This window comes from Streptomyces corynorhini, from assembly GCF_003346515.1.
GTDB classification, from domain to species: domain Bacteria; phylum Actinomycetota; class Actinomycetes; order Streptomycetales; family Streptomycetaceae; genus Streptomyces; species Streptomyces corynorhini.
This window is the reverse complement of sequence record NZ_QQNA01000012.1, coordinates 18,300-35,802: the sequence shown is the minus strand read 5'-3', so window position 1 is coordinate 35,802 and position 17,503 is coordinate 18,300. Positions and strand designations below refer to the sequence as shown.

The 17,503-nt window shown below is 70.2% G+C and carries 17 protein-coding genes; 8 read left to right on the top strand and 9 right to left on the bottom strand.

The genetic code is table 11. The features are described from left to right. Positions 1 to 472 precede the first annotated feature (472 nt). On the bottom strand, positions 473 to 1,123 hold the full coding sequence (locus DVH02_RS02625) for a DNA-3-methyladenine glycosylase (RefSeq protein ID WP_114622027.1): 651 nt from the start codon (positions 1,121 to 1,123) through the stop codon (positions 473 to 475). A gap of 108 nt (positions 1,124 to 1,231) precedes the next feature. On the opposite strand from DVH02_RS02625, the gene DVH02_RS02620 reads away from it, so the two are divergent. The 3 genes from DVH02_RS02620 (at position 1,232) to DVH02_RS02610 (ending at position 3,389) form a co-directional block, all read left to right on the top strand. Beyond that, complete coding sequence (locus tag DVH02_RS02620; protein WP_114622024.1) at positions 1,232 to 2,014, top strand: sporulation protein; 783 nt, start codon at positions 1,232 to 1,234, stop codon at positions 2,012 to 2,014. Between the two features lie 144 nt (positions 2,015 to 2,158). Beyond that, positions 2,159 to 2,698 (top strand): YbhB/YbcL family Raf kinase inhibitor-like protein, encoded by a 540-nt coding sequence (locus DVH02_RS02615; RefSeq protein WP_114622023.1) that lies wholly within the window; start codon positions 2,159 to 2,161, stop codon positions 2,696 to 2,698. A gap of 154 nt (positions 2,699 to 2,852) precedes the next feature. Further along, positions 2,853 to 3,389 carry an HNH endonuclease gene (locus tag DVH02_RS02610; RefSeq protein ID WP_114622022.1) on the top strand — a complete coding sequence of 179 codons (537 nt, stop codon included), beginning with the start codon at positions 2,853 to 2,855 and terminating at the stop codon, positions 3,387 to 3,389. A gap of 61 nt (positions 3,390 to 3,450) precedes the next feature. On the opposite strand, the gene DVH02_RS02605 is transcribed toward DVH02_RS02610, so the two are convergent. The 4 genes from DVH02_RS02605 to DVH02_RS02590 form a co-directional block, all read right to left on the bottom strand. Continuing rightward, positions 3,451 to 4,227, bottom strand: coding sequence for a sulfite exporter TauE/SafE family protein (locus DVH02_RS02605; protein ID WP_114622021.1), 777 nt, complete (start codon positions 4,225 to 4,227; stop codon positions 3,451 to 3,453). A gap of 141 nt (positions 4,228 to 4,368) precedes the next feature. Next, complete coding sequence (locus tag DVH02_RS02600) at positions 4,369 to 5,298, bottom strand: SPFH domain-containing protein (protein WP_114622020.1); 930 nt, start codon at positions 5,296 to 5,298, stop codon at positions 4,369 to 4,371. A gap of 90 nt (positions 5,299 to 5,388) precedes the next feature. Then, positions 5,389 to 5,817, bottom strand: coding sequence for an NfeD family protein (locus tag DVH02_RS02595; RefSeq protein ID WP_114622019.1), 429 nt, complete (start codon positions 5,815 to 5,817; stop codon positions 5,389 to 5,391). A 66-nt stretch (positions 5,818 to 5,883) separates the two neighbouring features. Beyond that, positions 5,884 to 6,675 (bottom strand): ABC transporter ATP-binding protein, encoded by a 792-nt coding sequence (locus tag DVH02_RS02590; protein ID WP_114622018.1) that lies wholly within the window; start codon positions 6,673 to 6,675, stop codon positions 5,884 to 5,886. Between the two features lie 127 nt (positions 6,676 to 6,802). Here DVH02_RS02590 and DVH02_RS02585 point away from each other — a divergent pair, with 127 nt between their 5' ends. Further along, positions 6,803 to 7,603 carry a hypothetical protein gene (locus DVH02_RS02585; RefSeq protein WP_114622017.1) on the top strand — a complete coding sequence of 267 codons (801 nt, stop codon included), beginning with the start codon at positions 6,803 to 6,805 and terminating at the stop codon, positions 7,601 to 7,603. 127 nt (positions 7,604 to 7,730) lie between these two features. On the opposite strand, the gene DVH02_RS02580 is transcribed toward DVH02_RS02585, so the two are convergent. The 3 genes from DVH02_RS02580 to DVH02_RS02570 all read right to left on the bottom strand — a co-directional run bounded on the left by DVH02_RS02580 (position 7,731) and on the right by DVH02_RS02570 (position 9,956). Further along, positions 7,731 to 7,979, bottom strand: a complete 249-nt coding sequence (locus tag DVH02_RS02580; protein ID WP_114622016.1) for a chaplin — start codon at positions 7,977 to 7,979, stop codon at positions 7,731 to 7,733. A 191-nt stretch (positions 7,980 to 8,170) separates the two neighbouring features. Further along, positions 8,171 to 8,818, bottom strand: coding sequence for a response regulator (locus tag DVH02_RS02575; RefSeq protein WP_114622015.1), 648 nt, complete (start codon positions 8,816 to 8,818; stop codon positions 8,171 to 8,173). Further along, positions 8,811 to 9,956 (bottom strand): GAF domain-containing sensor histidine kinase, encoded by a 1,146-nt coding sequence (locus DVH02_RS02570; RefSeq protein WP_114622014.1) that lies wholly within the window; start codon positions 9,954 to 9,956, stop codon positions 8,811 to 8,813. Before DVH02_RS02570 ends, DVH02_RS02575 begins: the two co-directional genes overlap by 8 nt. Before the next feature lie 264 nt (positions 9,957 to 10,220). On the opposite strand from DVH02_RS02570, the gene DVH02_RS02565 reads away from it, so the two are divergent. The 3 genes from DVH02_RS02565 to DVH02_RS02555 all read left to right on the top strand — a co-directional run bounded on the left by DVH02_RS02565 (position 10,221) and on the right by DVH02_RS02555 (position 13,007). Further along, positions 10,221 to 10,919, top strand: coding sequence for an SDR family NAD(P)-dependent oxidoreductase (locus tag DVH02_RS02565; RefSeq protein WP_114622013.1), 699 nt, complete (start codon positions 10,221 to 10,223; stop codon positions 10,917 to 10,919). Beyond that, a complete protein-coding gene (locus DVH02_RS02560; protein WP_114622012.1) occupies positions 10,916 to 12,013 on the top strand; it encodes an S-adenosylmethionine:tRNA ribosyltransferase-isomerase in 1,098 nt (365 codons plus the stop codon). The genes DVH02_RS02565 and DVH02_RS02560 overlap by 4 nt, the downstream gene beginning before the upstream one ends. Positions 12,014 to 12,284: 271 nt before the next feature. Next, entirely contained in the window at positions 12,285 to 13,007 is a 723-nt protein-coding gene (locus DVH02_RS02555; protein ID WP_114622011.1) for a transglycosylase SLT domain-containing protein, read from the top strand. Positions 13,008 to 13,136: 129 nt separating this feature from the next. Here DVH02_RS02555 and DVH02_RS02550 read toward each other — a convergent pair whose 3' ends face one another. Beyond that, positions 13,137 to 15,809 carry an ABC transporter ATP-binding protein/permease gene (locus DVH02_RS02550; protein WP_199566142.1) on the bottom strand — a complete coding sequence of 891 codons (2,673 nt, stop codon included), beginning with the start codon at positions 15,807 to 15,809 and terminating at the stop codon, positions 13,137 to 13,139. Positions 15,810 to 16,153: 344 nt separating this feature from the next. Here DVH02_RS02550 and serB point away from each other — a divergent pair, with 344 nt between their 5' ends. Beyond that, positions 16,154 to 17,374, top strand: coding sequence for a phosphoserine phosphatase SerB (gene serB / locus DVH02_RS02545; RefSeq protein WP_114622009.1), 1,221 nt, complete (start codon positions 16,154 to 16,156; stop codon positions 17,372 to 17,374). Positions 17,375 to 17,503 lie beyond the last annotated feature (129 nt).

The following is a 17,503-nucleotide window of genomic DNA, read 5'->3' as shown; positions in this document are numbered from 1 at the left end:
GTTTTTTCTTCAAAGGAACCTCAACCCGCCGAAGATTCGGCAGGTCGGGGTATCAACATATCTGGCGTTGACTTTTGGCACGCTGTTGAGTTCTCAAGGAACGGACGCTTCCTTTGTACTCACCCACAGAATATTTTCTGGGGCTTTCCTCCGGGCGCTTCCCTTCGGTGTTTCTTTGTTTTGTTTCCGTCTTGCGTTTCCGACTCTATCAGACTCTTTCGGCGGTGTTTCGCTTCCAGAATTCCGATGGCCTTTGGATTGGCCTTTCGGCTCCGCCTCTCGGCGCGTTCACTACTTTAGCCGAATCCTCGCCCGGCTCATAATCGAGCCGGTGGATCCGAATTTCGGCATACCGAAATCCACACCCGTAAGGGGTTGTAGCTGAATAGTGGATGGCCGCTGCGGAAGCTGCTGAACAGCAGTGCTCCGTTGAAAGCGGCTCGGACCACATTAGGCGTCCGGTCGGACCGAGTCAAGTTCGTCGGCGACGCGGAGCGTGCGGCCGATAGGGGCTCACCGACGGGTCTCCGTCGATCCAGAAGCGCCAGGGGTGCAGGATCGCGTCTCCGCCCGCTCCGGAGACCCCGGTGCGTGGACCGCTGCGGACCTGGCCTTTGGGGACGGGGGTGCCGGTGAGTACGGACAGCGGCTCTTCCGGGCCGGCGCAGACGTCGGTGCCGTCCAGGGCGCGGTCGACATCGAGCGCGGTGGCCAGGCGGGCCGGGCCTTTGGCGAGTTCCCTGTCGTAACGGGCCGAAAGGCGACGTTTGCGTGCCTGTTCCGCGCCCACTCGGATCTCGCCTCCCCTCAGCAGGACACCGCTCGCCATGCCCTCCGGGCCGCACACCAGGTTGAGGCAGTGCCACATCCCGTAGGTGAAGTAGACGTACGCGTGTCCGGGCGGACCGAACATCACCGCGTTTCGGGCCGTCGGGCCTCGGTACGCGTGCGAGCCCGGGTCGATCTCGCCCGCGTACGCCTCCACCTCGGTGAGCCTCAGCTCGATGGGTCCGTCGGCCGTGTTCCGCAGGAGCGTTCGGCCGAGGAGGTCGGGGGCGACCTCCAGGACCGGCCGGTCGAAGAACTCCCTGGGCAGCGGCTGACGGTCGGGGCTCTCGGTCATGACGTACGAGCGTACTCGGGAACCGGTTACCGTCAGGGCGCGTATGAAGAGGTCAGGACGGCGTGCGACCTCGATCAACGGGACCTTGAAAAGGGAGAAGTGGGACACATGGGCTTCAAGAAGCTGCTGGCGAGCCTCGGTGCGGGCGGGGCGACCGTCGAGACGGAGCTGACCGAGCCGAATGTGGTGCCCGGCGGCGTCGTCCAGGGAGAGGTGCGGCTCCAGGGCGGTTCGGTGAACCAGCAGATCCAGGGGCTCTCGGTCGGACTCCAGGCACGGGTGGAGGTGGAGAGCGCCGACCAGGAGGTCAAGCAGGACATCCAGTTCGCCAAGGAGCAGGTCGGCGGCGCCTTCGAGGTGGAGGCGGGGGCGACGCACGTCGTGCCGTTCGGTCTGGAGATCCCCTGGGAGACCCCGATCACCATCATCGAGGGCCAGCAGCTGCGCGGGATGAACATCGGGGTGACCACCGATCTGGACATCGCACGCGCGGTGGACAACAGCGACCTCGATCCCATCCATGTCCACCCCCTGCCGGCGCAGCAGGCGATCCTGGACGCCTTCACCCACCTCGGGTTCCGTTTCAAGAGCGCGGACATGGAGAGGGGGCACATCGCAGGCACCCGCCAGCGGCTGCCCTTCTACCAGGAGATCGAGTTCTTCGCCCCGCAGCAGTACCGGGGGCTGGACCAGGTCGAGCTGACCTTCGTCGCGGACGACCGCGAGATGGACGTGATCCTGGAGATGGACAAGAAGCCCGGTCTGTTCTCCTCGGGCAGCGACTCGTTCCGGGCGTTCCAGGTGGGCCTCGGCGACTTCCAGGGCACCGACTGGCCCGCCTATCTCAACCAGTGGCTCGCCGAGGTCGGGGGCCGTCGCAACTGGTTCTAGTGCCCCTCCCGGCAAGCTTTGCCCCGTCGGGCAAACATTGCCGGTCGCGGCACTAGCCGGACGATCTAGGCTCGGGTGCGGGCCGCAAGGCCGGTAAGGCGTAAGGCAGTAAGGCAGTAACAGCCGATTTTCGGAGGTTCGGACGTGACCGAGGCGACGAGGGCTCCGCTCCCTCATGAGTTCCATCCCCACGTACCGTCGTTCGCCGTGGTGAGCGACGATGTCGCGCCCGGGGCCGTGCTGAAGGATGCCCAGGTTCAGGCGGCGGGCAATATTTCGCCGCAGCTGCGCTGGGAAGGGTTCCCCGCGGAGACCAAGAGCTTCGCCGTGACGTGCTTCGATCCCGACGCGCCCACCGGCAGCGGGTTCTGGCACTGGGTGGTCTTCGACATCCCGGCGTCCGTGACGGAGCTTCCGGTGGGTGCCGGTACGGGTCCCTTCGCGGGGTTGCCGGCCGGTGCGGTACAGGCGCGCAACGACTACGGGTCGAAGGACTTCGGCGGGGCCGCTCCGCCGCCCGGCGATCCGGCGCACCGCTATGTGTTCACGGTCTACGCGGTGGACAGTGAGCGGCTCGGCCCCGACAGCGACGCGTCGCCCGCCGTCGTCGGTTTCAATCTGCGGTTCCACACCCTGGCGCGTGCTCAGCTCATCGGGGAGTACGCGGCTCCTGCCGGAGGCTGACCGTTTGCTTTTTGTTTGCCCTGCCCTGGTCTTGGAGAGATCAGGGCAGGGCATTTTTATTGTGTTGTCCCTCTCGGCGCGCCCGGCCAGAGTTGATCCAAGCCCGAAGCCTTGTCTGTGGGGGCGGGGCCGGTGAACACGGGAGGTGGACAGGATGCGGGACACGCTGGTGCTGAATGCGAGCTTCGAGCCGCTGTCGACGGTGACACTGAACCGCGCGGTGGTGCTGGTGCTCCAGGACAAGGCCGTTGTCGAGCAGGCCCATCCCGCGCTGCGTGTGCGCGCCGCCGCCGTGGAGCTTCCGGTGCCCCGGGTGATCAGGCTCTGCCGGTTCGTCCGGGTGCCCTTCCGAAGACAGGCGCCGTGGTCGAGGCGGGGGGTGCTGATACGGGACCAGCACCGGTGCGCGTACTGCGGCAGGCGCGCGACGACGGTCGACCATGTGGTGCCGCGCTCCCGGGGCGGCGGGGACAGCTGGCTGAATACGGTCGCCTCGTGTGCCGAGGACAATCACCGCAAGGCCGACCGTACGCCGGAGCAGGCGGGGATGCCGCTGCTGCACCAGCCGTTCGTGCCCTCCCCCGCCGAGGCGATGCTGCTCTCGCTGCGGGCCGGCGAGCGGTCCGATCTGCCGCACTGGCTGACCGGTGAGCCGGCCGGCTCCTTCGGGTCCGTACTGCCCGCCGCGTAGCGGACGGTTCGCCTCCCGTCCGGTGCGGTCCGGTGTCCGGCTGCTGTCCGGTGCGGTCCGCTCAGCCGTATCGGCGGACGAGGAGCTGCACGATGGCGACGACGCCGACCACGACGACGATCGCGCGCAGCGCGGTGGGGGGCAGTCGGCGGCCGACCTTGGCGCCGATCTGGCCGCCGATCGCCGAGCCCACGGCGATGAGGACGACGGCCGTCCAGTCGAACTCGGCGACGAAGAGGAAGAAGAGGGCCGCGACGCCGTTGACGACGGCGGCGAGCACGTTCTTCACGGCGTTGAGGCGTTGCAAAGTGTCGTCGAGCAGCATGCCCATCAGGGAGAGATAGATGATCCCCTGGGCTGCCGTGAAGTACCCGCCGTAGACGCTGGCGAGCAGCAGTCCGGTGAACAGGAGCGGGCCGCCGTCGGGTCGGGCGGTGGTGCCGGTGCGGGCGCGGCGGGCCTGGACCGCCTTGGCCAGCCGGGGCTGGAGGATCACCAGCACGAGCGCCAGGACGACCAGGACGGGCACGATCGTCTCGAAGGCGGTCGACGGCAGGAGCAGCAGCAGTGTCGCGCCGCACAGGCCGCCGACCAGCGCGGCCACGCCGAGGCGCAGGATCCGGCGGCCCTGGCCGACGAGTTCGGCGCGGTAGCCGATGGCGCCGCTGACCGAGCCCGGTATCAGTCCGAGGGCGTTGGAGACGGTGGCGGTGACCGGAGGAAGGCCCGTCGCCAGCAGTACGGGGAAGGTGATCAGTGTGCCGGAGCCGACGATGGTGTTGATCGTGCCGGCGCTGATCCCTGCCACGAAGACGGCGAGCATCTCCCAGATGGTCACGGTGGACGCCCTTCGGTGATCGGTGCTGGTTGCACCGATCATGCCCGAAGGGGCGGCCGTCCAGGACGAGCGGGGCCGGTCCGGGACGGCCGGGGATGCCGTGGGGAGGCGTCAGGCCGGGGATGGTGCCCCGGGCGGGGATCAGTCGAGCGGCGGGCTCTGCGTGCGCTCCTTGCCGGTGTTGAAGCCGGGCATGCCGCCTCCGAGGTTGTCGAAGGCTCCGCTGAGGCCCTTGAGGGCGTCGCCGATCTCGCTGGGCACGATCCAGAGCTTGTTGGCGTCGCCCTCGGCGATCTTGGGGAGCATCTGGAGGTACTGGTAGGCGAGGAGCTTCTGGTCCGCGTCGCCGGCGTGGATGGACTCGAAGACCGTGCGGATGGCCTGGGCCTCACCCTCGGCGCGCAGGGCCGCGGCCTTGGCCTCACCCTCGGCGCGCAGGATCTGGGACTGCTTGTCACCTTCGGCGGTGAGGATCGCGGCCTGCCGGGTACCTTCGGCGGTGAGGATCGCGGCGCGCTTGTCGCGGTCGGCGCGCATCTGCTTCTCCATCGAGTCCTGGATGGAGGTGGGCGGTTCGATCGCCTTCAGTTCGACGCGGTTGACGCGGATGCCCCACTTGCCGGTGGCTTCGTCGAGGACGCCGCGCAGGGCCGCGTTGATCTCCTCGCGGGAGGTGAGGGTCCGCTCCAGGTCCATGCCACCGATGATGTTGCGCAGGGTGGTGACGGTGAGCTGCTCGATGGCCTGGATGTAGCTGGCGACCTCGTAGGTCGCGGCCCTGGCGTCGGTCACCTGGTAGTAGATGACGGTGTCGATGTTGACCACCAGGTTGTCCTGGGTGATCACCGGCTGGGGCGGGAACGGGACGACCTGTTCACGGAGGTCGATGCGGTTACGGATCGAGTCGATGAACGGGACGACGATGTTCAGGCCCGCGTTGAGTGTGCGGGTGTAGCGGCCGAACCGCTCGACGATGGCGGCGCTCGCCTGCGGGATGACCTGGATGGTCTTGATCAGGGCGATGAATACAAGCACCACCAGGATGACCAGGACGATGATGATTGATGGCATCGCGTTCCTCGGGCCCTTCGCTACCGGATGTTCTGATGATCGAGTTTCTCAGACGTCGGGCCAACGTGGTGACCGTTCGGCCGGGTTGGTTCACATCACGACGGCTGTCGCTCCGTCGATCTCGACGACGTCGACGTTCTGGCCGGGTTCGAACGAGCGGTCCTCGTCGTAACTGCGCGCGGACCAGACCTCGCCCGCGAGTTTGATCCGGCCGCCTGCGCGGTCCACTCGTTCCAGGACGACGGCCTGACGGCCTTTCAGCGCGTCGATACCGGTGTTGGCGTCCGGGTTGGCGCTGCGCTGCCGGGCCGCGTAGGGCCGTACGACGGCGATGAGGGCGACCGACACCACGACGAACACCAGAACTTGGGCGACCACACCACCGCCCAGCGCCGCCGTGATCGCGGCGGCGACCGCTCCGGCGGAGAACATCCCGAACTCGGGCATCGCCGTGACGACCAGCGGAATACCCAGCCCGACGGCCCCGATCAGCCACCACACCCACGCGTCGATTTCCACATGTTCATGGTAGGGGCGACAGTCCCTCTCCCGACAGGGGTGATATCAGGTCAGCCGTAAGGGAGTTCAGCCGAGCGGGAGTCCGTGGGCGGTCCAGCGTTCGCCGGTGCGCTCCACGAGGAGCGGGAGGCCGAAGCAGAGGGAGAGGTTGCGCGAGGTCAGTTCCGTCTCCATGGGACCGGCGGCGAGCACCTTGCCCTGGCGGATCATGAGGACGTGTGTGAACCCGGGGGCGATCTCCTCGACATGGTGGGTGACCATGATCATGGAGGGGGCGTACGGGTCGCGGGCGAGCCGGCCGAGCCGCCGTACCAGGTCCTCGCGGCCACCGAGGTCGAGTCCGGCGGCGGGCTCGTCCAGGAGCAGCAGCTCGGGGTCGGTCATCATGGCGCGGGCGATGAGGGTGCGCTTGCGCTCTCCCTCGGAGAGCGTGCCGAACCTGCGGTCGAGGAAGTCGGTCATGCCGAGCCGGTCGAGGAAGGCGCGGGCGCGCTGTTCGTCGACGGCGTCGTAGTCCTCGTTCCAGGTCGCGGTCATGCCGTAGGCGGCCGTCAGGACGGTCTGGAGGACGGTCTGGCGCTTGGGCAGCTTCTCGGACATGGCGATGCCGGCCACGCCGATGCGGGGGCGCAGGTCGAAGACGTCGACCTTGCCGAGGCGCTCGCCGAGGATCGTGACGTCGCCCTTGGTCGGGAAGAGATAGCTGGAGGCGAGGTTGAGCAGGGTGGTCTTGCCGGCGCCGTTGGGGCCGAGGATCACCCAGCGCTCCCCCTCCTTCACCGACCAGGAGACATCGTCCACCAGAGCGCGTCCGTCGCGGACCACGGATACGTCCACCAGCTCCAGTACATCGCTCATGAGCGCGTTGTCTCCCCATGCAATCGTCTTGAGGTTTCAGGTGCGCCTGTAGGCGCGGCCCCCATGGGAAAACCTACGCCACCGGTCGAGTGGTCCGGTCCCGAGGTCCGTTCCCTAGGCTGGGTCCATGCTTTCGCAACCACGCTCAGGACTGCTGGCCGCTTGGGGAAATGCCCTGTTGGCCGGATTCGTATCGCCGGACGACGCCGTGCTCGCCGTGGTCGGCGACGACGCGTCGCACCGGGTGGAGGGGCTGCCGGGCGAGGCGGGTCCTGTCGGGCTGACGCTGGCGCTGGGGCGGCTGCGGGCGCTCGGGGTGACCGGTTTCCGGGTCGCGCTGCCCGCGCCGGGCCATCCGCTGGGTCTCAGCGGGCCGCCGGAGTTCAATGCCCGCGCGCTGGACGCCGGGGAGGCCGTGATCGCCGCGGGGGCTCCGTACGGTCTGGTGCCCGAGGTGTCCACGGTGGGCCCTGAGGGGGATCTCCATGTGGAGGTCCGCTGGCACTGCCTGCCCGTACGGGAGGCGCCGCCCGCGGACGTGCCGTCGCTCGGTGAGGCGGAGCGCGAGCTGGCGGAGGCGCTGCGGGACGCGACGGAGGTGCTGTCGCGGCTCGATGTGGCGGCCTCGGGGCCGGTGGCGGAGGCGGCTCTGGACGCGTACCGGGCGCGCTCGGAGCGGGAGCACGAGGTGCTGGCTCCCGGCTATCCGCCGCGTGCGGTGCGGGTGGCACACCTGGCGCAGCGGATCGCGCTGCTGGTCTCGCTGGCGTACGAGCACGGGCACGGGGGTGCGGTGAGCGCGTCGGAGATGGCGGCGCGCGGCGAGGCGCTGCGGCCGGTGGAGCGGTGCGCGCGGCGGGCGCGGGTGGCCGCGTACAACGCGTACGTGGAGGAGCGGGAGCGGAACGCGCCGCCCACCGCGCCGTGACACGCGGTGGGCGGCGCGGGGTTCGCCTCCGGAGCCCCGGAGCCCCGGAGCCCCGGAGCCCTGGAGCCCTGGAGCCCTGGAGCCCTGGAGTCTCGGAGCCCCGGAGCCTCGGGAGGCGAACCGAGCCTCAGAAGTTGGTCGACGCGTTGCCGAACACGGGGTTCAGCAGGCCGATCACGTTGACCGTGTTGCCGGTGAGGTTCAGCGGGATGTGCACCGGGACCTGGACCGCGTTGCCGGAGCCGACGCCCGGGGAGTGCACGGCCTTGCCGTCGGCGTGGGCGCCGCCGGTCGTGGCGAACGCGGCGCCGGCGGAGGCGCCCGCCGCGAGACCGGCGGTGACGACGACCAGGGCGGCCTTCTTGGCGACCTTCATGGGATGTTCCTTAATCGCGTGAACAATCGCCGCGGCGGGACACCGCGGCACGCCATGAGGAACGTCCGGCCGCCGAGCCGGATACGCCGTGTGGGTTACATCCACCCGACAGTATGAATCTCGGACTGGAAGGTCACACTCCCGTTCGATCCGGACCTGTTCGACTCGGATCCCGTTCCGGCCCGGCCGGATCAGTCCGTCAGCCCGTGCCGTACGGCCCACAGCGCGGCCTGCGTCCGGTCCGAGAGGTCCAGTTTCATCAGGATGTTCGACACGTGCGTCTTGACGGTCTTCTCCGAGAGCACCAGCGCACGGGCGATCTCCCGGTTGGAGCGCCCGTCCGCGATCAGCCCGAGCACCTCGCGCTCGCGCTCGGTGAGCGTGGTCCCCCGGCCCTGGCCGCCACCGGCCGGGTCGTCCTGCGCCAGCAGCGCGCCCGCGACCTCGGGCTGGAGCAGGACGTGTCCCGCGTGTACGGAGCGGATCGCACCGGCCAGCGCCTCGGGGTCGACGTCCTTGTATACGTAACCGAACGCCCCGGCGCGCAGCGCGGGGACGACGGTGCGCTGCTCGGTGAAGCTCGTGACGATCAGGACCCGGGCCGGGTTCTGCAGCTCCCGTAGCTTGCGCAGCGCCTGGATGCCGTCGGTGCCGGGCATCTTGATGTCCATCAGGACGACGTCGGGGCGCAGCTCCTCGGTGCGGGCGACGCCCCCGGCGCCGTCGGACGCCTCGCCCACGACCTCTATGTCCTCCTGGATCTCCAGGAACGTCCGCAGTCCCCGCCGGACCACCTGGTGGTCGTCGACCAGCACCACGCGGATCTTCTTGTCAGCCACCGGGCACCTCCATCTCGATCGTGGTGCCCCGGCCGGGCGCCGATCGCACCCTGAGTCTGCCGCCCACCCCGCTCGCCCGGTCCCGCATGGAGACGAGTCCCAGATGGCGGCCGGCCCTGCGGACCGCGCGGGGTTCGAAGCCCGTTCCGTCGTCGGTGACGCTGAGCACCGCGCCCTGTCCGCGCCGGGCGAGGGTGACGTCGACGCGTTCGCCGCCGGAGTGGCGCAGCGCGTTGTGCAGGGCTTCCTGGGCGACGCGCAGCAGCGCCTCCTCCTGGGCGGCCGGCAGGGCCCGTACCCCCGAGCTGTCGAAGGAGACCCGGGCCGAGTGGGCGCGGTCCAGGACCTGGATCTGGGTGCGGAGCGTGGCGACGAGGCCGTCCTCGTCGAGGGCGGCGGGGCGCAGCTCGACCACGGCGGCGCGCAGCTCTTCGGTGGCCTCGGCGGCCAGCGCGGCGACCTGCTGCAGCTCGTCCTTGGCGCGGGCGGGATCGCGGTCGATCAGGGCGGCGGCTGCCTGGGCGGTCAGCCGCAGGGAGAACAGTTTCTGGCTGACGGCGTCGTGCAGCTCGTGCGCGAGCCGTGAGCGTTCCTCGACGATGGTCAGCTCGCGGCTGCGCTCGTAGAGCCGGGCGTTGGTGAGGGCGATGGCGGCGTGCTGGGCGAGGATCGTCAGGAGCTGCTCGTCCTCCTCGGTGAATCCGCAGCCGCCGTGCGGCCTGGGGCAGCGCTTGTTGGCGAGGAAGAGCGCGGCGATGGTCTCGTCGCCGTCGCGCACGGGCACGCCCAGGAAGTCCGACATGTCGGGGTGGGCGCTCGGCCAGCCCCCGAAGCGGGGGTCCTCGCGGACGTCGGCGAGGCGCTCGGGCTTCTCCTCGTGGAGCATCGCGGCGAGGATGCCGTGCTGGCGCGGGAGGGGGCCGATGGCCTTCCACTGTTCGTCGCTGACTCCGTCCACGACGAACTGGGCGAACCCTCCGTGATCGTCGGGCACGCCGAGCGCCGCGTACTCGGCGTCGAGGAGTTCGCGGGCCGAGGCGACGATCGTCTTGAGGACGTCGCGGACCTCCAGGTGCCGGCTCATCGCGAGGAGCGCGGTGCTCACGGCCGCGAGGCCGGAGCTGGGGCGATGGCTCATGGCTTCACCGTACCGGCGGGCGGGACGGGCCGTATCGGGCTCGGGACCCCCCGCGACCGGGGCGGATGTCCTAGGTCGCGGGACCGGGGCGGACGGCCTGGACGAGTAAGTCCGAAGTCCCCGCGACCGGGGTCCGGCGGTCTACTCCGAAATGCCCCGCCCGGTCGGGACCCGCGTCCGATACGGGGGCGGGGGGCGCGTTCCTACGTTGGCCGTAGCGGCGTGCGGCGGAGCACGTCGGCACGGCTGAAGAGGAGCGACATCATGCCGGTGGCGATCATCACGGGGGCGTCGAAGGGTCTGGGGCGCGCGCTGGCCGAGGGGCTGGCGGGGCGGGGCTGGGATCTGGTGCTGGACGCCAGGACCGCGCCCGTACTGGAGGAGACGGCCCGCGCGCTGCGGGCGCACGGGACCGGGGTGGTGGCGCTCGCCGGGGATGTGACGGACGCCGCGCACCGGGCGGAGCTGGTCGCGGCGGCGGCCGGGTTGGGCGGGCTGGATCTGGTGGTGAGCAACGCCAGCGCGCTGGGCGCCGAGCCGCTCGTACGGCTGGACGCGCTCCCGCCGGCGGGGCTGCGCGCGGCGCTGGAGACCAATGTGGTGGCGGCGCTCGGGCTGGTGCAGGAGGCGCTGCCGCTGCTGCGGGCGAGCGCGGCGGGCGCGGTCGTCACCGTCAGCTCCGACGCGGCGGCGGAGGCGTACGAGACCTGGGGCGGATACGGGGCGTCGAAGGCGGCGCTGGACCAGCTCGCGGCGGTGCTCTCGGTCGAGGAGCCGGGGCTGCGGGTGTGGGCGGTCGACCCGGGCGACATGGGGACGGACCTGTACGCGGCGGCCGTGCCGGACGACCTGGCGCCGCGTCCGGTGCCGGAGTCGGTGGTGCCGGGCTTCCTGGAGCTGCTGGAGCGGCGCCCGCGCAGCGGGCGGTACGCGGCGCCCGCGCTGGCCGGGGTGGCGAAGTGACCGCCCTGGGCGGGGCGACCGCCCTGGCGGAGCTGACGGTGCCCGAGGAGTTGTCGGCCCGGGTACCGGCGGAACAGCGCGGCGGCGGCAGGGACGACGTACGGCTGCTGGTCTCGCGGGGGACGCGGGTGTCGCACCACGCGTTCCGGGAGCTGCCGGGGCTCGTGCGGGCCGGTGACGTGCTGGTGGTCAACACCTCGGCCACGCTGGCCGCCGCGGTGAGCGGGCGGCTGGGCGGGACACGGATCGTGGTGCACTTCTCGACGCGCGGTGACGACGGCCGGTGGGCGGTCGAGCTGCGCACGCCGCGCGGCGGTACGGCGTCGGGCACCACCCTGCCCCGCCCCGGCGGACCGGCGGGGGCGTCCGTGACGCTGCCGGGCGGGAGCCGTCTCGTACTGGAGGAGGCGCTGGATCCCGCGGGATCCCGGCTGTGGTGGGCGCGGCCCTCCTGCGACGTGCCGGGGCTGCTGCGCCGCCACGGCCGGCCCATCCGGTACGGATACACGGAGCGCGACCAGCCGCTGGGCGCCTACCGGAGCGTCTTCGCGCTGCCCGCTCCCGACGGCGCGGGCTCCGCCGAGATGCCGAGCGCCTCGCGGCCCTTCACGGCGGGCCTGGTCGCGGAGCTGGTGAGCCGCGGCGTGCTGTTCGCGCCGCTGACGCTGCACACGGGGGTCGCGTCGACCGAGGCCCACGAGCCGCCGTACCCGGAGCGCTTCGAGGTGCCGCAGAGCACGGCCCGGCTGGTGAACGCCGCCAGGGCGGCCGGTGGGCGGGTGATCGCGGTCGGTACGACCGCCGTACGGGCCCTGGAGTCGGCGGCGGTCCCCGGTGGGGACGGGGTGCGGGCGGCCGGGGGCTGGACGGATCTGGTGGTGACGCCGGGGCGCGGGGTGCGGACCGTGGACGGGCTGCTGACCGGGCTGCACGAGCCCCGCGCCTCGCATCTGCTGATGCTGGAGGCGATCGCCGGGCAGGAGGCGCTGGCCCGTGGATACGGGGAAGCGCTGCGCCGACGCTATCTGTGGCACGAGTTCGGCGACGTCCACCTCCTTCTCCCCCGGGAAAACGCTCACACTTCGCATTGCTAGAGCAACGCATGGTCAAGTCGTTATGCCTGCGATGTGAGCCCAGGCATAGGACGCACGTCACTTACGAACAGCACTAGTCGACGGATAAAGGGGTGTGAACGCGGGATAAACGGTCGGCGGGGCGCCTTCACGGCGCCCCGCTCCACTATCCCGGGTCGTACGTCACACCTTTGCCAGGGCATTTTGCGGCCGCTAACAATTGCCCAGTCGCCGCCGAGCAGGCTGGCCATCCGGCCTCCGCGACATCCGCTATTCGAAGAGGTACGTCTCTATGTTCTCGTCACGCACCCCTGGCCTCAGTCGCCTGAACAAGACCCAGAAGGCTTCCATGGCCGGCGTCGCCGCCGCCGGAGTCGCCGCGGTCACGTTCTCGCTGGTTCCCGGCAACGGCGGCTCCGCCGAAGCCGGCTCCACGTCCCAGTCGAAGCCCGCGTCCGCCTCCCAGGTGGCCTGGAGCTCGACCACGGACGGCTCCCAGGCTTCTGCCGTGCACGCGATCATCGCCAAGCAGCACACCAGCGCCAAGGCCACGGCCTCGGACAAGACCAAGAGCGAGGCCGACGCGAAGGCGAAGGCCGCCGCCAAGGCGAAGGCCGAGGCGAAGGCCAAGGCCGACGCGAAGAAGCGCGCCAAGACGGCCGCCAGCCGGTCCGCCACCCGTAAGCCCGTCTACCCGAACAACCTCGACGGCTGGATCCGCGAGTCGCTGGCGATCATGAAGAAGCACGGCATCCCCGGCAGCTACAACGGCATCCACCGCAACATCATCCGCGAGTCGAGCGGTAACCCGAAGGCGATCAACCTCTGGGACATCAACGCCCAGAACGGCATCCCCTCGAAGGGCCTGCTGCAGGTCATCCCGCCGACCTTCAAGGCGTACCACGTCAAGGGCACGCCGAACGACATCTACAACCCGGTCTCCAACATCGTGGCCGCGTGCAACTACGCCGCGGACAAGTACGGATCGATGGACAACGTCAACAGCGCCTACTGATCCGGGCACCCACGCACGGATCCACCGCGCACGGACCGGTACGGCACACGCCGGAGGGCGGCACCCCCACCACGGGGGTGCCGCCCTCCGGCGTGCTGTCGTCGCGGCACCGCGGGCCGGACGCCGGCGTCACTTGCGCATGACCTCCGGCTCGTGGCGGCGCAGCAGCCGCGACACCACGACGCCGAGGGCGGCCGCCATGAGGAGCAGGACCGAGATGTTCATGATCCACTGGCCCACCGAGTGGGACCACAGGGGATCCAGGCTGGTGGGGTTGTTGATGTCCCAGGGCGCCATCAGGTGCGCCAGGTCGAGCGTCGTGCCCGCGCCCGCTATGGCCCAGCGGGCGGGCATCAGCCACGCGAACTGCTCCAGGCCCGGCGAGTCGAACAGCTGGAAGAGGACGCCGGTGAAGACGACCTGGACGATCGCGAACATGACCAGCAGCGGCATGGTCTTCTCGGCGGTCTTCACCAGCGAGGAGATGACCAGGCCGAACATCATCGAGGTGATGCCCAGGGCGATCACGACGAGGCACATCTCGACGGCGGGCGGCATGATCAGGCCCTCGGCGGGCAGGGCGCGGGGGAAGAAGCCGATCCCGCAGATGATGACGCCCTGGATCGCCGTGATCACACCGAGGGTGATCACCTTTGACATCAGGTAGGCGGAGCGGGACAGCCCGGTGGCCCGTTCCCGTTCGTAGATCACCCGTTCCTTGATCAGTTCACGTACGGAGTTGGCCGCGCCGGTGAAGCACATGCCGACCATGAGGACCAGCATGATCGTGCCCGCGCCGCTGTTGAAGCGGGAGGGCAGCTCGGGCGGGCCGAGGCCGAACTTCGCGGGGATGACGGTACTGACCACGCCGAGCACGGCGGGCAGGGCCACCAGGAGCGCCATGAACCCCTTGTCGGAGGCGATCACCGAGGCGTAGCGGCGGATCAGGGTCCAGAGCTGGGCGGCCCAGCTCTGTGCCTTGGGCGGGCGCATCTGCTGCGGCGGCGGCATGTGGACGGACTGCGCGGCCACGGCGTCGATGTCCGCCGCGTACATCTGGTAGTGCTGCGAGCCGCGCCAGCGGCCCGCCCAGTCGTAGTCGCGGTAGTTCTCGAAGGCCGAGAAGACATCGGCCCAGCTGGTGTAGCCGAAGAAGTTGAGCGCCTCCTCCGGCGGGCCGAAGTACGCCACGGAGCCGCCCGGCGCCATGACCAGGAGCTTGTCGCAGATCGCCAGCTCAGCCACGGAGTGGGTGACGACCAGGACCGTACGGCCGTCGTCGGCCAGGCCGCGCAGCAGCTGCATGACGTCGCGGTCCATGCCCGGGTCGAGGCCGGAGGTCGGCTCGTCCAGGAAGATCAGCGACGGCTTGGTGAGCAGCTCCAGGGCGACGGAGACCCGCTTGCGCTGGCCGCCCGAGAGCGAGGTGATCTTCTTGCCCTTGTGGATGTCGAGCTTCAGCTCGCCCAGCACCTCGCCGATCCGGGCCTCGCGCTCGGCCTCGGCGGTGTCGCCGGGGAAGCGGAGCCTGGCCGCGTACTTGAGGGCCTTCTTGACGGTCAGCTCCTTGTGCAGGATGTCGTCCTGCGGGACCAGACCGATGCGCTGGCGCAGCTCGGCGAACTGCTTGTACAGATTCCGGTTGTCGTACAGGACGTCGCCCTGGTCGGCGGGGCGGTAGCCGGTGAGCGCCTTGAGCAGGGTGGACTTGCCGGAGCCCGACGGGCCGATGACCGCGACCAGGGACTTCTCGGGGACGCCGAAGGAGACGTCCTTGAGGATCTGCTTGCCGCCGTCGACCGTCACCGTCAGATGGCGGGCGGAGAAGGACACCTCGCCGGTGTCGACGAACTCCTCCAGCCGGTCGCCGACGAGCCGGAAGGTCGAGTGTCCGACGCCGACGATGTCGGTGGGGCCGAGGTGTACGGTGCCGGACTTGGCGATCGGCTGGCCGTTGACGTACGTGCCGTTGTGGGATCCGAGGTCGTGGATCTCGTAACGGCCGTCGGGGGTCGCCGTGAACTCGGCGTGGTGGCGGGAGACCTGGAGGTCGGAGACCACCAGTTCGTTCTCCAGCGCGCGGCCGATACGCATGACGCGACCGAGCGAGAACTGGTGGAAGGTGGTCGGGCTGCGGTCCCCGTGCACCGGTGGGGCCCCCGCCGCGCCGCCGGGACCGGGGGCCGCGCTCGGCTCGTGGCCGCGCGGCGCGTGGCCGCCGGAGCCGCCGGAGCCGCCGTCCTGCTGGTGCGGGAACTGGCCCTGCCCCGGGGCCTGCTGCTGCGGGGCCTGCTGCTGCGGCTGCGGCCACCCCTGCTGCCGGCCGGGGGCCCGCTGCTGTGCCTGGGCCTGTGCCTGTGCCTGCTGCTGGGCCTGTGCCTGTGCCTGCTGCTGGGCCTGTGCCTGCTGCTGAGCCTGTGCCTGTGCCTGCTGTTGGGGCGCCCAGCCGGGAGCCGCCTGCCCTCCGTAGGCGGCGCCGCTCGCGCCCTGACCTGCGTCCGCCCCGGTGAGGCTCACCCGGGGTCCGTCGGTGGCGTTCCCGAGGTGTATGGACGAGCCCGCGCCGATCTCCAGCCGCTGGACGCGCCGCCCTTCGGCATACGTGCCGTTGGTGGAGCCGTGGTCCTCGATGACCCAACCGCCCCCGGCCCAGCTGACGGTGGCGTGCCGCCAGGAAACCCGGGCGTCGTCGATCACCAGATCACCCTGCGGATCGCGCCCGAGAGTGTACGACCTGGACGGGTCGAGCGTCCAGGTTCTTCCGTTCAATTCAAGTACGAGTTCCGGCACTCCATGCCCCACTTGTCTTTCCCCCGAGTTTCCCCCATCGCAGGGAGTCTAGGGACGGCGAACATCGTGGGGAACTATTTCAGGCTGGCTCCCCTCTGTGAAAGCCAGGTCAGGTGCATTACCGGCACAAGCATGTAACGGCGCGGGAGGAAGGCCCCGATCAACATAAAGCACACATAAAAGCGTCTTGATCGTGCGTGAAGGTCAGGAATGGCGGCATCCTGGACAAAAGATCGCCGCGGGCGGACCGTCCGTCCGGGCCGTGGCACGCGATCGCGCCATGTCCGTCCGTGGGACGTCCGGTACGCGGGACACCCGGCGATTACCCGCGCTCCGCCCGATACGGTGGAACCACCATGAGCGCATCTCAGCCACCCCGGACCGCCGATGTCCCCACTCTTCTGGTCAAGATCTTCGGGAAGGACCGTCCCGGGATCACCGCAGGACTCTTCGACACTCTCGCCGCCTACTCCGTCGATGTGATCGACATCGAGCAGGTCGTCACCCGTGGCCGTATCGTTCTGTGCGCGCTGATCACCGCGCCGACCGCGGAGGGTACGAGCGAGGGCGCGCTGCGGGCGACCGTGCACAGTTGGACCGACTCGCTCAGACTCCAGGCCGAGATCATTTCCGGCACGGGCGACAACCGGCCACGCGGCAGCGGCCGTTCCCATGTCACGGTGCTCGGGCATCCGCTCACCGCCGCGTCGACGGCCGCCATAGCGGCCAGCATCACCGCCACGGGCGGCAATATCGACCGGATCTTCCGGCTCGCGAAGTACCCGGTCACCGCTGTGGAGTTCGCGGTGTCCGGCGTGGAGACCGGGCCTCTGCGCACGGCGCTGGCCCCGGCGGGCGCTGAGATCGGTGTCGACGTCGCGGTCGTCTCGGCCGGACTGCACCGGCGGGCCCAGCGGCTCGTGGTGATGGACGTGGACTCGACCCTCATCCAGGACGAGGTCATCGAGATGTTCGCGGCGCACGCCGGCTGCGAGGACGAGGTGGCCGAGGTGACGGCCAGGGCCATGCGCGGCGAGTTGGACTTCGAGCAGTCCTTGCACGCCCGGGTGGCGCTGCTCGCCGGGCTCGACGCGTCGGTCGTGGAGAAGGTGCGCGCCGAGGTCCGGCTGACGCCGGGGGCCCGCACCCTGGTCCGTACGCTCAAGCGCCTCGGGTACCAGGTGGGCGTCGTGTCCGGGGGATTCACTCAGGTCACCGACGCGCTCCAGGATCAGCTGGGGCTGGATTTCGCCTCTGCCAACACGCTGGAGATCGTGGACGGGAAGCTCACGGGCCGGGTGGTCGGCGAGATCGTCGACCGGGCGGGCAAGGCCCGGCTGCTGCGCAGGTTCGCGGCCGAGGCCGGGGTGCCGCTGGCGCAGACGGTCGCGATCGGCGACGGGGCCAACGATCTGGACATGCTGAACGCGGCGGGGCTGGGGGTCGCCTTCAACGCGAAGCCGGTGGTCCGCGAGGCGGCTCACACGGCGGTGAACGTACCGTTCCTCGACACGGTGCTGTATCTGCTGGGCATCACGCGCGAGGAGGTGGAGGCGGCCGACGGCGAGGACGGCTGACCCGGCGCGAAGCGCGGCCCCGATGCCCTGAGACGTCCGAAGACCCCGGCGGGGAAGCCGGGGTCTTCGCATGCCGGGCCGCTGTGCGGCGGCTCCGTACGGCGCGCGGCGCTCCGGCCCCAGGACCCG

Excerpts from the sequence above, each read along its gene's own strand:
- DVH02_RS02570 (WP_114622014.1), bottom strand. The coding sequence starts at position 9,956 with ATGAGCCATCGCCCCAGCTCCGGCCTCGCGGCCGTGAGCACCGCGCTC.
- DVH02_RS02555 (WP_114622011.1), top strand. The coding sequence starts at position 12,285 with ATGTTCTCGTCACGCACCCCTGGCCTCAGTCGCCTGAACAAGACCCAG.
- DVH02_RS02590 (WP_114622018.1), bottom strand. The coding sequence starts at position 6,675 with ATGAGCGATGTACTGGAGCTGGTGGACGTATCCGTGGTCCGCGACGGA.
- DVH02_RS02600 (WP_114622020.1), bottom strand. The coding sequence starts at position 5,298 with ATGCCATCAATCATCATCGTCCTGGTCATCCTGGTGGTGCTTGTATTC.
- serB (WP_114622009.1), top strand. The coding sequence starts at position 16,154 with ATGAGCGCATCTCAGCCACCCCGGACCGCCGATGTCCCCACTCTTCTG.
- DVH02_RS02620 (WP_114622024.1), top strand. The coding sequence starts at position 1,232 with ATGGGCTTCAAGAAGCTGCTGGCGAGCCTCGGTGCGGGCGGGGCGACC.
- DVH02_RS02580 (WP_114622016.1), bottom strand. The coding sequence starts at position 7,979 with ATGAAGGTCGCCAAGAAGGCCGCCCTGGTCGTCGTCACCGCCGGTCTC.
- DVH02_RS02610 (WP_114622022.1), top strand. The coding sequence starts at position 2,853 with ATGCGGGACACGCTGGTGCTGAATGCGAGCTTCGAGCCGCTGTCGACG.
- DVH02_RS02565 (WP_114622013.1), top strand. The coding sequence starts at position 10,221 with ATGCCGGTGGCGATCATCACGGGGGCGTCGAAGGGTCTGGGGCGCGCG.
- DVH02_RS02625 (WP_114622027.1), bottom strand. The coding sequence starts at position 1,123 with ATGACCGAGAGCCCCGACCGTCAGCCGCTGCCCAGGGAGTTCTTCGAC.
- DVH02_RS02585 (WP_114622017.1), top strand. The coding sequence starts at position 6,803 with ATGCTTTCGCAACCACGCTCAGGACTGCTGGCCGCTTGGGGAAATGCC.